This window comes from Nonomuraea sp. NPDC049758, from assembly GCF_040674635.1.
Lineage (GTDB): Bacteria > Actinomycetota > Actinomycetes > Streptosporangiales > Streptosporangiaceae > Nonomuraea.
Map to the genome: position 1 here is coordinate 17886 of NZ_JBFAMZ010000037.1, position 12937 is coordinate 30822.

8 protein-coding genes are annotated in these 12937 nt (G+C 70.3%); 1 reads left to right on the forward strand and 7 read right to left on the reverse strand.

All coding sequences use genetic code 11. The annotated features are described in order from the left end of the window. Window positions 1-124 precede the first annotated feature (124 nt). The 7 genes from AB0J46_RS48755 to AB0J46_RS48785 all read right to left on the reverse strand — a co-directional run bounded on the left by AB0J46_RS48755 (window position 125) and on the right by AB0J46_RS48785 (window position 11182). Window positions 125-670, reverse strand: coding sequence for an isochorismatase family protein (locus AB0J46_RS48755; RefSeq protein ID WP_364343285.1), 546 nt, complete (start codon window positions 668-670; stop codon window positions 125-127). Window positions 671-1678: 1008 nt separating this feature from the next. Further along, entirely contained in the window at window positions 1679-4615 is a 2937-nt protein-coding gene (locus AB0J46_RS48760) for a ComEC/Rec2 family competence protein (RefSeq protein WP_364343288.1), read from the reverse strand. 1 nt (window position 4616) lies between these two features. Beyond that, window positions 4617-5258: a ComEA family DNA-binding protein gene (locus tag AB0J46_RS48765; protein ID WP_364343291.1), complete on the reverse strand. Its 642-nt coding sequence runs from the start codon at window positions 5256-5258 to the stop codon at window positions 4617-4619. 1247 nt (window positions 5259-6505) lie between these two features. Next, window positions 6506-7321, reverse strand: coding sequence for a DegV family protein (locus AB0J46_RS48770; RefSeq protein ID WP_364343294.1), 816 nt, complete (start codon window positions 7319-7321; stop codon window positions 6506-6508). Window positions 7322-7356: 35 nt separating this feature from the next. After that, window positions 7357-8565 (reverse strand): imidazolonepropionase, encoded by a 1209-nt coding sequence (hutI, locus tag AB0J46_RS48775; RefSeq protein WP_125633626.1) that lies wholly within the window; start codon window positions 8563-8565, stop codon window positions 7357-7359. A gap of 427 nt (window positions 8566-8992) precedes the next feature. Further along, on the reverse strand, window positions 8993-10405 hold the full coding sequence (hflX, locus tag AB0J46_RS48780; protein ID WP_352322792.1) for a GTPase HflX: 1413 nt from the start codon (window positions 10403-10405) through the stop codon (window positions 8993-8995). Between the two features lie 84 nt (window positions 10406-10489). Continuing rightward, entirely contained in the window at window positions 10490-11182 is a 693-nt protein-coding gene (locus AB0J46_RS48785) for a DUF4097 family beta strand repeat-containing protein (RefSeq protein WP_364343298.1), read from the reverse strand. 157 nt (window positions 11183-11339) lie between these two features. Between AB0J46_RS48785 and aceB the strand changes: the two genes are divergently transcribed. Further along, window positions 11340-12917, forward strand: coding sequence for a malate synthase A (gene aceB, locus AB0J46_RS48790; protein WP_364343301.1), 1578 nt, complete (start codon window positions 11340-11342; stop codon window positions 12915-12917). The last annotated feature ends 20 nt before the right edge of the window (window positions 12918-12937 follow it).

The following is a 12937-nucleotide window of genomic DNA, read 5'->3' on the forward strand; positions in this document are numbered from 1 at the left end:
GGGCGAGGGGCGCGGCCTGAGGGCGAGGGGCGCGGCCTGAGGGCGAGGGGCGCGGCCTGAGGGCGAGGGGCGCGGCCTGAGGGCGAGGGGCGCGGCCTGAGGGCGAGGGGCGCGGCCGTGATCGCTAGCCCGACAGGCCGTGCAGAGCGGTGATGACGCCGCGGCCGACGGGGGTGGTGAAGTCACGCACCATGCTGGTGACGAAGCTCGCCACGGACGTCACCGTGCCACCCGCCGCTTCGATCTGGCGGAAGGCCGCGCTTTCCGTGCGCTCCGACATGCCGCCGCTCGCGTCAACCGGCACGATCACGTCATAGCCGTCAGCCAGGGCGTCGAGCGCGGTGTGCAGGACGACGATCTCCAAGGTCACGCCACAGACGACCAGCGTTTTGCGGCCCTCGACGGCGATCGCCTCGCGCCATGCCTGGTCGTCCCAGCAGCACGGTCCGCCGCGCACGAAGGGGGACGCCTCGGGAAGTTCGGCGATGACACCGGGCCCCCCGGGCCTGGGGGCGACCGACACGGTGAAGGGGATGTCCAGCGCCTGCGCGACCGTGCCGAGCACGCCAGCCGACCGCCTGATGACGTCGGGGCTGTTCGTGCTGCTCAGGGCCACGATGCTGTCCTGCAGGTCGGCAAAGACGATCTGCACGGTACGGGAATCGATCACTATTCTCTCCCAAAATCGTTCATAAGCCGAATGATAAGAGGACGGTAGCATGTCGCACATGAACGATGCCAAGTGAATCTGCCCCCGCTTCCGGCTCAGCGGGCCGACTCGCGACGCCCTGCTCGAGCACCTCAACCCCATCTGGGCACCCTCGAACGGCTCCACGCCCCGACCAGCCGTGGGCCACCGCGCCGCGAGGCCCGCCCATGCCACCACCGCCGACCCCGACCTTCGGTGGCCATGGCCTCCCGAAAGCCACGGGCCCTGTCCGGACGCCAGTGGCCCTGTCCGGACGCCAGTGGCCATGGCCTCTCAAGGCGGCCGCCGCAGAGCACCGCGCTTCTCACGGCGGCTGACGGTCACACCTGCCCCTGACCTCTGCAAGCAGCGCAACACTGCCGAGAGGTTGTGGAGCGGGCCGGGGCGACTCTTCACGCCAGCGGCAAGGCGATCTCCCGGCAGGAACGCTGCCCGGACAGAAGATCCGCGGGGCCGGCCTTCCGGTTCGACAGAATGCCCGGCAGCCATCCGAACGGCCCACGCCAGCGGGGAGCCCTTACTGCCCCGGGCCCTTTCGACCGGCCCGGAGACCTTCTTTGCGCGTGAAGAGACACCGGCCCCCGACCCGTTGACATCCCCGTCCGGAAGACCGGCTCGCCACCAGGCGCGAACAGTCACCACCCCAAGAACCGCTGACATCCCCGTCCAGGAGATCGGCTCGCTGCCAGGCGCGAACAGTCACCGCCCCAAGAACCGCTGGCATCCCCGTCCAGGAGATCGGCTCGGCATCGGACGTGAAGAGGCACCGGCCCGAGACCCACCGTCACCCCCGTCCGGAAGACCGGCTTGCCACCAGGTGTGAGACGTCACCAGCCCGCGACTCACCCATAACCTCGACCACGGCCCCGGCGGCCAGTTCCTGATCCGTTCGGGCGACCCACCGGTGCCAGCCCCCTGCTCCCTTCCGCCTCGGTGAGCCTGGGTCGCGCTCGTTCGCTGTCGGATCACTCATGGTCCACGGGGGACTACGGCCAGGCTGCCTTCGTGTTCGACGACTGCCAGGTCGCCCGATCGATCGGTGCGGTAGATGGCGGTGCCGAGGCGGTGGAGGAGGGCGAGGGTCGATGTGGCCGGGTGGCCGTAGTCGTTGCCGGCGCCCACGCTGATCAGGGCGGCCCGTGCACCCAGCGAGCCGAGGAAGGCCGGGGACTGGCGATTCGAGCCGTGGTGCGGGGTCTTGAGGATGTCGGCATGCAGGGCGAGGTGGCGTGCGAGATCGTCCTGGGCCTCGGTCTCCAGGTCTCCGGCGAGCAGGGCGGAACCGGCGCGCCAGCGTACGTGGATCACGACGCTGGAGTTGTTGATCACGCTGCCTTCGCCTTGGCCGTTACTCCCGCCTGACGCCGGGTCAGGGGCGACGACGGTGAACTCGGACGGGCCGAACCGCCATCGCGCGCCAGGTTCCGCGTTCCCTTCGGGAATCCGGTGTCGAGCCAGTACGGCCGAGATCCGCGCGCTGGACTGCACCGCCGTCGGCCGAGGGCTGACGATCACGGCTCCCACCCGCCGGTTCCTGAGCACGCCTGGCAGGCCGTCAACGTGGTCGGCGTGCGGATGGGTCAGGACGAGCAGGGGAACGTCCTCGACGCCGAGCCTGCGCAGGCATCGATCCATGACGACCGGGTCAGGACCGGTGTCCACGACCACGCCTCGTCCAGGTCCGGCCGCCACCACCAGCCCGTCGCCCTGCCCGACGTCGCACATCACCATCAACCAGCCCTTAGGCGGCCAGGCTCCCGTCAGCGGACGGATCACCAGCACGGCGACCAGAGCGGCTCCTGCCGTCAGCAGCGCCATCGTCCGCCAGCGGCGGTGCCTGAGCACCGGGATCGCGACGGCCACGGCGAGGGCGAGGAGCGCCAGCCCGGGGAGGCCGCCCGGCCAGGGCAGGGTGGCGAGAGGCACGTTCACGGCCCAGCGAGCCACGGTGACGATCCAGCCCACCGCGTATCCGGCCGGGATGACCAGCATGCCGGCGGCGTCCGGCCAGATCGGGGCCACCAGGGCGGCGGCGAAACCGAGCAGGGTCGCGGGGGCAACGGCGGGAGCCACGAGCAGGTTGGCGGGCACCGCCACCAGCGTCAACTGACCCGACATGAGCACCAGGACGGGCGTCACGGCCGCTTGCGCGGCAGCCGCTACGGCCAGCGCCTCCGCCAGCCATCTCGGCAAACGGCACCTCCTTGCGACGGCACGTCCTCGGCCGGTGGACGCGTCTTCGGGGAGAGAGGTCGCGCGGCAGTCGCCGGCCTCTTCAGATGCACTTGCCGCACGCCCATGTACGCTGCCGCGTCCCCTTCCCTTCTCCGGTTTCCGGTCTGTCGTCGTGGGCGCTTCGGTGGCGTCGCGGTCGCCGATCTCCGTCGGTGGAGGAGTGGAGAGTTTGTCGCGCCAGCGTGGTGCGAGGAGGAGGATGCCGGCGGTCGCCACGACCGAGAGGGCGAAGCCGTACGAACGCGCCAGTTCCGGCGCGAACAGCACCAGCAAGAGGACGGTTGCCGAGAGGGCGGCGAGGCCGTCCTTCGCCCGCCCGGTACCCAGGGCGAGGGCCGCGGCCAGCCCCATCAACAGGGCACGCAGAACGCTCGGGGACGGCCTGGCCACCACGGTGAACGCAAGCATCGCGACGGCCGCGAAGACGGCTCTCAGCGGCAGGGAGAGGCCGACCAGGCGGGAGAGCGCCAGGGCGGCGCCTGCGACGATGGCGAGGTTCGCGCCGCTTACGGCGTTCAGGTGGCTCAGGCCCGCTTCTTTGAGGTCGGCGGCCACCTGAGGGTCGATGCGGGAGACGTCTCCGACGACCAGACCGGGCAGGAGGCCACGCTGGTCGGGCGGGAGCGGGTCGGCGGCTGTCCGGAGGCCGGTTCTGAGGGTGCCCGCCATGGTCTGCATGGACGAAGGCGATGTCAGGATGCGGGGCTCGCCTCGTACCAGGAGGATGGCTGCCACCAGGTCGCCGGGCGTTGGTTGCGCCAGGCGCCCGGTGACCTGCAGGCGTTGGCTCGGCAGCAGGGTGCTCCAGGCGTTGCCGCCGGCGAACACCGTGATGGGGACGTCTACGGCCTGGCGTTCCGGTGGCGCGGATGCCTGCGCCACATCTCCGTCATTGCCTCCAGGGACATCGGGACGGTTCCCCCCAGGTTGACCGGTAGTGGATCTGCCTCTCTGCCCCACAGCCGACTCGATGATCTTGAGCGTGGCCGGGATCACGTAGCTGTCCCGGTTGAAGTGGCCGCTTCTGCGTGGCCTGCGCTTCGGGTCGTCGGACAGGACGATCTGGGCGGTCACGTTCGCGTTCCTGGCGGCGAGCTCGGCCACCGGGCCGGTGGTCAACGCCTGGACGCGGAAGGCGACAGACGCGGACGCCGCCGCCGCGCAGATGAGTGTCGCGAGCACCACGTTCCGCCAAGCCCCCAAGAAGGGCGAAGGCCGACCGGGAGGGATCCATCCAGAGGGAGAGGGCGACGAACGTCGCGACCGGTGGCGGCTGAACGGCAGGAGCAGTGGAAGGGCGTACAGGACGGATCCGAACGACGCAGGCAGGAACCTGCTGATCAGCGAACCGATGAGGGGCCAGCGGGTGAACGGCGAGCTGGTGCGCCAGGTCAGGACGCCTGCGGCCAGGGCGGTGATGGCGGCTGTCGTCATGCCCACAATGGGCGATTGGTCGAGCATGATCAGGGCGCTGGCCCAAGCGGACAGCGCCGGGAGGACCAGTGTCCAGGAGCGCTTGTGCTCGCCGCCGTCTGCGATGGCCAGGCGCAGAGGGTCGGTGGCGGCAGGGCGCGGAGGACCGGTGGTGGCGGGGCGCAGAGGATCGGTGGCGGCGGGGCGCATGGGGATTGCAGAAGGGCAGGGGGTCGAGGGGTCGTTGAAGTGCGGCATGTCAGACGCGGACCTTCGGCTTGATTTCCTCATACTTTCTCGGGCCGATGCCACTCACCTCGCGGAGCTGGTCCACGCTGGTGAAGCCGCCGTGGGCGGTGCGGAACTCGGCGATCCTGGCGGCCAGCACCTCTCCCACTCCCGGGAGTTCTTCGAGTTGGTCGGGGGTGGCGGCGTTGAGGTCGAGGATGGCTGTGGCGGGGTCCGAGCCGGGATATCCGGGAGGTACGGCGGGGACGATCCCAGAGGGGGCGCCCACGATGATCTGCTCTCCGTCGATCAGGCGTCGGGCCAGGTTGAGGGGGCCCGTGGAGGCGCCGTGTTTGAGCCCGCCCGCCGCCGTCACCGCGTCCGTCACGCGGGAGCCCTGCGGGAGCAGGTAGACGCCGGGGTTGCGGACCTTGCCCGCCACCTGGACGGTCACCTTGGCGGCAGTGGGTGACGGGGATGGAAGGCTTGTCGCGGGTGGCGGCGGGAGGGGCTCCGGGGTGGGCTGGGAACGCCAGACGAAGAAGACGGCGACCGCGACGGCCAGGGCACCGACGGCGACGAGCACGCGCAGGCCGGGCTTGCTGAGGTCGATGGTGCTGGAAGGCTGGGCCGAGGTGATGGCGTCGCGGAACGCTTGGAAGGTCGGGGGCATGGGAGCGGGGCTGCCTGTGATCCGCCGAGGGATGTGCGGGGGCGCCCCTGTGGCCGCCTGCCGCTCGATCCCCGGCCCGCTCCGACGCCCAGCCCGACGCTCGGCTCCGGGGACGCTCTCCTCCGGTTCATCCTGCCGCTCTGCCTGCTGCTCAGGCTGCGACATCGCCTGAGGCCCCGCCGAACGCCCTCCCGCGAATTCGGGCCGAGGCTCACCCCACAACTCGGACGACGGCTCACCCCCGCCAGCACTCCCCGGCTCGAAGGAAGGCGCAACCCCACGGTCGCCCCACAGCTCGGAAGCTGACTCAACCCCACGCCCATCCCACCGCTCGGAGGATCGCTCAACCCCGCGCCCATCCCATCGCTCGGAGGAGGGCTCACCCCCACGCCCACTCCACGACTCGGAAGCCGTAACCCCACGGTCGCGCCACGGCTCGAACGAGGGCTCAACCCGATGCTCGGCCTCCGGCTCGGACCGAAGCTCATCCCCCAGGTCGGCCTGGGAGGCCCTCTTCGGGGCAATCTGGCGGGTGGACGGCCTCGCCTGCGAGTCACGCCAAGACCCCGCCGGAAGGAGCTCCCACGCCCGCGCCAAGCCCGCCGGAGAAGGGTCCGTCAGAGACGGGCCTGCGCAGGAAGGGCCTGTGAGAGAGGCGGACGCAGCAGCCGCCGGTGCGGGTGGCGCGGAACCAGGAGCAGCGAACGTAGGACAGGCGGACGCAGGAGCCCCCAGCGCAGGAGCCGCGAACGCAGGAGCACCTGGCGCAGGAGCTGCCAGTGCGGGTGGCGCGGAACCAGGAGAAGCGAGCGTTGGAGACCCGAACGCAGAAGCCCCCAGCTCAGGAGACCCGGACGCGGGAGCTCCCGGTGCAGGAGCTCCCGGCGCAGGAGACGCGGGCACGAATGAAGAGGGCGCGGAAGAAGCGGAAGCCGAAGAAGTAGGCGCAGCGAATGGCAGGGATGTGCTGAGTCGGGAGGTCGGAAGGTTCTGGGCCTCGTCGCCGTAAGGATGTCGGTTGCGTCGTCCCGGACGCGGCCGCCGGGCAGGACTCGTGATCGACCGGAGCCTGGATTCGGCTATGGTCCGCTCTGCCGTCGGGTCCTGAGATCGCACGCCGACGAACCTAGGGACGCCACCCCCACCCCCGAGCCACCGAACCGAATTCTGGGGACGACGGCCCCAACAAACGAGACGGCTGTGGAAAACACAGCACCGACCAGAGAAAGGCCCAAAAAAAAGCCGGTCTACCCCTCGTACGCCGTAACGGTCACCCCCAGCATCCCCGGCCCCACATGAGCCCCGATCACCGCCCCCACCTCCACCACCCGCACCTCACGAACCCCCGCCACCCGCTTCGACAACCGCTCCCCCAACGCCTCGGCCCGCCCCCGAGCCCCCATGTGCTGCACCGCCACCCCGGCCCCGCCCAGCTCCACGGCCGCCTGCACCGCCAGGTCCTCCAGCCGCGCGATCGCCCGTCCCGACGTCCGCACCTTCTCCAGCAGGGAGATGCGCCCGTCCACGATGTGCAGCAGCGGTTTGATCATGAGGGCCGACCCGAACAACGACGTGGCGGCGCCGATGCGGCCGCTCCGTCTCAGGTACTCCAGGGTGTCCACGTAGAAGAACGTCCGGGTGACGGCGGCGGTGCGGCGGGCGGCGTCGGCCACGTCGGCCAAGGAGGCTCCGGCGGCGGCCGAGCGCGCCGCCGCCAGCACGGGATAGCCCAGGCCCATCGCGATGGACCGGCTGTCGATCACCTCCACCGGCACCGGCGCGTCCTTGGCCGCCGCGAGGGCGGACTCGACGGTGCCCGACAGTTCGCCGGACAGGTGGATCGAGACCACGCCCGTGGCGCCGGCGGCGGCCAGCTCGTCGTAGCAGGCCGCGAACCGGGCGGGCGACGGACGTGAGGTGGTGGCGGTGGCCAGGTCGCCGGTGAAGGAGTCCTCGTCGAGCGGGATGCCGCGGGCGACCACCTGCACCGGCACCACCGTCACACCGGGCACAGCGGGCAGGTAAGCGGTGGAATCGGTGACAACGGCGACAGAGGGCGGCATATCCCGAGATTAGCCACCCGCCCCCGAGTCCGGGGTTACTGGACCGGCGTGCCGCCCCGCCAGACCCGGCGCGGCTTGAGCCCGAAGGACCAGGCGAAGGCGCCTTCGTGGTCGGCGTCCCACTGGACGATGTCGGCCAGCCGCCCGGGAGCCAGCACCCCGCGGTCGGGCGCCCCGAGGACGGTCGCGCCGCCCAGCGTGGCCGCGCGCAGCGCGTCGTTGACGCTCATGCCGAACGCCGACACCGCCATGGCGATGACCAGCGACATCGAGGTGATGCCGCAGTAGCCGGGGTTGTGGTCGCTGCCGAGGGCGATCTGCACGCCGTGCTTGATCATCTGACGGACCGGCGGCACGTGGCCGCGCTGCAGCGCCGTGGCCGGGCAGACCACCGCGGGCACGCCGTAGCGGGACATGATCGCGATGTCCTCGTCGGACATGTGGTGCAGACCGTCGGCGGAGGCGCAGCCGAGCTCGGCGGCCAGCTGCACGGCGCCGCGACGGCTGAACAGGCCGGCGTGGATGCGCGGGAGCAGCCCCACGTTGCGGCCCGAGGCGAGGACCCAGCGGGACTCCTCGGTGGTGAAGTGGCCCTCGTCGCAGTAGACGTCGACGCTGTCGGCGCCGGCCGCCGCCGCGTCGGCGCACCAGGCGCCCACGGCCTCGACGTACTCGCGCTGGCGGCCGAAGTACTCGGGAGGCACGACGTGCGCCGCGAGGAAGGTGACGTGCACCCGCGGCATCATCGGCTCCTTCTCCAGCTCGCGCAGGAGCCGCACGTCGGCCAGCTCGCCGTCGCGGGTGAGGTGGTAGCCGGTCTTGGCCTCGACGGTGGTGGTGCCGCTGAGCAGCCAGCTCCGCAGCCGCTCGCGCACGCCGTTGCACAACGTCCAGGGGTCGGTGCCGCGCGTCACGGTGACGGTGGAGCCGACACCGCCGCCCGCCGCGGTGATCGAGGCCGCGCTGGAGCCGCCGGTGCGGATGGCCAGCTCGGCGTAGCGGTTGCCGGCGTAGACCGGATGCGTGTGGGCGTCGATGAGGCCGGGCGTGACGAGCGCGCCGCCGAGGTTCTCCACGTGGTCGACGTCGACGATGTCGTCGACGACGCCGGGCACGCTCTGCGGGAGGTCGGGCGCCCGCCCGACCCAGGCGATGCGGTCGTTGTGCACGAGGATGGCCGCGTTGCTGAGGACCTCGTTACCCGTCCACAGGCGGCCGATGTTGGTCAAGAGCCGAACGGTCATCGCACCACCGCCCCCTGCAGGCGCAACACCCAGCGCACGGCCTGTGCCGCGCCCACTGAGTCCGCTCCGGGTCCGGACGACATGGGGGGTCTCCTGCTCTCATCCGCGTGATGTTGTGCGGTGACCGTATCGCCGGAGACATGACCCGGCGATTTCAGTTCAGTTACGTTATTTCACAGCCGGGCTTGGTGTACAGGGTTATTCGGAAGAAAGACCACTCATCCCATCCGTCACCCAGCCACGCCTCGCCCCCCTGGCCCCCGCTGACGACTGCCGCACTCGACGTCGTCATCCGAAACCCAGAACCGAAACCAAAAAACCAGACCAACGTTGGGTCTGGCCATCCTAGCAACCCCAGGGTTCCGGGACCACTGCACTATTTGGGCAGCTCTGCGCTACTTTGAGCGAGAGCTGCCCAGCCGTCCCGCTAAGAGACGCGTTCGACCGGCTTGCCCACCCGCTCCAGTTCCTGGAACAGGCTCGGCAGCACGCGGGCGTGCAGGACGGTGCCGTCCTGGACGTGTTCCACGGAGAGCACCTCGCCCTCCTTGTGGGCCCGCGAGACCAGGTCGCCCCGGTCGTAGGGCACCAGCAGGTGGACCTCGTGGTCGAGGCGCGGCAACCGCTCCTCGATGAGCCGCATGAGCTCGGGGACGCCCTTGCCGGTGCGGGCGGAGACCACGATGCTGTCGCGCTCGCGCCTGGCGATGCGGTCGAGCACCTCCTGGTCGGCCGCGTCGGCCTTGTTGATCACCACGACCTCGGGCACCTCGGAGGCGCCTTCGATGTCGGCGAACACCTCGCGGACGGCCGCGAGCTGACCCTCGGGGTCGGGGTGCGAGCCGTCGACGACGTGCAGGATCAGGTCGGCGTCGGCGACCTCCTCCAGCGTGGACCGGAACGCCTCGACGAGCTGGTGGGGCAGGTGGCGCACGAAGCCGACGGTGTCGGCGATCGTGAACAGCCGGCCCTCCGGCGTGCGGGCGCGGCGCACGGTCGGGTCGAGCGTGGCGAACAGCGCGTCCTCGACCAGCACACCCGCACCGGTGATGCGGTTGAGCAGCGAGGACTTGCCCGCGTTGGTGTAGCCCGCGATGGCCACGGCAGGGACCTCGCGCCGCTGGCGCCGGTGGCGCATGGTCTCGCGTGAGGTGGACATGCCGCTGATCTGGCGGCGCAGCTTGGACATGCGGTCGCGGATGCGGCGCCGGTCGAGCTCGATCTTGGTCTCACCGGGGCCGCGGCCGCCGATGCCCACGCCGCCCGCGGCGCGACCGCCGACCTGACGGGACAGGTTGCCGCCCCAGCCTCGCAGGCGCGGCAGGAGGTACTGCAGCTGCGCCAGCTCGACCTGGGCCTTGCCCTCACGGCTCTTGGCGTGCTGGGCGAAGATGTCGAGGATCAGCGCCGTACGGTCGATGACCTTGACCTTGACCGTCTCCTCCAGCTGGCGGAGCTGGCCGGGGGTCAGCTCGCCGTCGCAGATCACGGTGTCGGCGCCGGTCGACTCGACCACGTCGCGCAGCTCCAGGGCCTTGCCCGAGCCGATGTAGGTGGCCGGGTCGGGCTTCTGGCGCCGCTGGATGAGCCCTTCGAGCACCTCGGACCCGGCGGTCTCGGCCAGGAGCTTGAGCTCCAGCAGGGAGTTCTCGGCGTCTTCGGCGGTTCCGGAGGTCCAGACACCGACGAGGACGACCCGCTCGAGCCGCAGCTGCCGGTACTCGACCTCGGAGACATCCTGGAGTTCGGTGGAGAGGCCCGCCACGCGGCGCAGCGCCTGGCGCTCCTCGAGGTCCATGTCGCCGGTCTCGAACTCGTCGAGCGCGGTGTATTCGTGCATTCGTGTCATCTCTATGAGGGAACGTCTGGACACCTCGGTGTCTTCCCACGATGGTGGCACGACATCCCCGGCGTCATCACCTGGTTATCCCGCCGAAAGCGTCACGTCGCCGGAATCGGCGCTCAGGGAGATCTTGCGGGGCGAGGCAGGGTCGGACTTGACCGAGACGGTGGCGTCACCGGACCCCACGTCCGTTCTGACGTCGTAGGAGCCGGTGGGCACGCGCAGGACGACGTCGCCCGAGTCGCAGTCCAGTTCGACGCTGTCGGGCGGGGAGGTGTACTTGAGCTCGATGTTGCCCGAGTCGTTCGTGGCGTGCACCTTCTTGCCGGTCATGCCCGAACCGTCGAGGTCGCCGGAGCTGACCCGTGCGTCGAGCTGCCCGCTCAGCGCCCGCAAGGTGGCGTCGCCGGAATCCATGTCGAGATCGACGGCAACGCCCTTGGGGATCTCGATCTTGTAGTCGACGCTGCAGCTCCCCCAGTTCGAGGGGCAGTCGTACGTCACGAAAAGCGCGTCGGTCTCGACCTTGTGCTGCGGCTTGGGCTTGTCGTCGTTCCGCCAGCGCAAGGTCTCGACGACACGGACGGCGGGACCGTCGGTCTCGGTGATCACGACATCGCCGTTGTCACTCTTGACCCGCAACTTGGAGACCTTGTCCTTGACCTCGTAGGACACAGTGTCCTGGTTGGAGGAACCGCCCAGGCCCTCAAGCCCGCAACCGGTCAGCACCAGCGCGGCGGCCAGCAGCCCGCCCGCCACAGCAATCGTCTTCATGTCCCCGATCTTTTCGCGGGCATGACCCCCTCCGCATCGGGGATGCCCCCGACGACGCCCCAGGGGTACCCCAGCCTTTGACCCGGGAACCCTGGGCGGAGTAGCTTCACTTCCACAATCCAGAATCGGTTTTCCACTCTACGGAAAAGAGGGGGACATGGAGATCACCGGCCCGATGCTCGAACGGTTCGACGAGATCCTCACGCCGGAGGCGCTCGGCTTCGTGGCGGCTCTCCAGCGGGAGTTCGGCGCCAGGCGGCTGGAGCTGCTCGAAGCCCGCCAGACGCGTCAGGCGGAGCTGTCGGCCGGCGGGACGCTCGACTTCCTGCCGGAGACCAAGGAGGTCAGGGAGGGCGAGTGGCAGGTCGCGCCGCCGGCCCCCGGCCTGGAGGACCGCCGTGTCGAGATCACCGGGCCGGTCGACAGGAAGATGACCATCAACGCGCTCAACTCCGGCGCCAAGGTGTGGCTGGCCGACTTCGAGGACGCCAACTCGCCCCTGTGGGAGAACTGCGTGTCCGGGCAGCTCAACCTGCGCGAGGCGCTCGACCGGGCGATCGACTTCGAGACCGGCGGCAAGACGTACGCGCTGCGGCCCGACGACGAGCTGGCCACGATCGTGGTGCGCCCGCGCGGCTGGCACCTGGACGAGAAGCACGCCCAGGTGGACGGGCGGCCGGTGTCGGCGTCGCTGTTCGACTTCGGGCTCTACTTCTTCCACTGCGCGCGGCGTCAGCTCGACAAGGGCAAGGGGCCGTATTTCTACCTGCCGAAGATGGAGTCGCACCTGGAGGCGCGGCTCTGGAACGACGTGTTCACCCGGGCCCAGGAGCTCCTGGGCATCCCGTACGGGACCATCAGGGCGACCGTGCTCATCGAGACCTATCCGGCGGCGTTCGAGATGGAGGAGATCCTCTACGAGCTGCGCGACCACTCGGCCGGGCTCAACGCGGGCCGCTGGGACTACCTGTTCAGCGTGATCAAGAAGTTCCGCACGCGGGGGCGGGAGTTCCTGCTGCCCGAGCGGAACGCGGTGACGATGACCGCGCCGTTCATGCGGGCCTACACCGAGCTGCTGGTGCGCACGTGCCACAAGCGCGGCGCGCACGCCATCGGCGGGATGGCGGCGTTCATCCCCTCCCGGCGCGACGCCGAGGTCAACGCGGTGGCGCTGGAGAAGGTGCGGGCGGACAAGACGCGCGAGTCGGGCGACGGGTTCGACGGCTCCTGGGTGGCGCACCCCGACCTCGTGCCGGTGTGCCGCGAGGTGTTCGACGGCGTCCTGGGGGCGCGGCCCAACCAGCTCGACCGGCTGCGCGAGGACGTCCGCGTCTCGGCCGCCGACCTGCTGTCGGTCTCCGAGACGCCCGGCGAGATCACCGAGACGGGCCTGCGCAACAACGTCGACGTGGCCCTGCGCTACCTGGCCGCCTGGATGGGCGGGCTGGGCGCGGTCGCGATCCACAACCTCATGGAGGACGCCGCGACGGCCGAGATCTCCCGTTCGCAGATCTGGCAGTGGATCCACAACGACATCACGCTGGCCGACACCGGTGAGCAGGTGACCAAGGAGCTGGTCGAGCGGATCATCGCCGAGGAGCTGGCCCGGATCTCGGCCGAGCCGGGCTACGACGAGCGGCTGTTCGGGCAGGCGACGGCGCTGTTCAAGGAGGTCGCGCTGGACGACGACTTCGCCGAGTTCCTGACGCTGCCGGCGTACGCCCAGATGCCGTAGATGTTGAAATTTCCGCTTAT

Excerpts from the sequence above, each read along its gene's own strand:
- aceB (WP_364343301.1), top strand. The coding sequence starts at position 11,340 with ATGGAGATCACCGGCCCGATGCTCGAACGGTTCGACGAGATCCTCACG.
- AB0J46_RS48760 (WP_364343288.1), bottom strand. The coding sequence starts at position 4,615 with ATGCCGCACTTCAACGACCCCTCGACCCCCTGCCCTTCTGCAATCCCC.
- AB0J46_RS48785 (WP_364343298.1), bottom strand. The coding sequence starts at position 11,182 with ATGAAGACGATTGCTGTGGCGGGCGGGCTGCTGGCCGCCGCGCTGGTG.
- hflX (WP_352322792.1), bottom strand. The coding sequence starts at position 10,405 with ATGCACGAATACACCGCGCTCGACGAGTTCGAGACCGGCGACATGGAC.
- AB0J46_RS48765 (WP_364343291.1), bottom strand. The coding sequence starts at position 5,258 with ATGCCCCCGACCTTCCAAGCGTTCCGCGACGCCATCACCTCGGCCCAG.
- hutI (WP_125633626.1), bottom strand. The coding sequence starts at position 8,565 with ATGACCGTTCGGCTCTTGACCAACATCGGCCGCCTGTGGACGGGTAAC.
- AB0J46_RS48770 (WP_364343294.1), bottom strand. The coding sequence starts at position 7,321 with ATGCCGCCCTCTGTCGCCGTTGTCACCGATTCCACCGCTTACCTGCCC.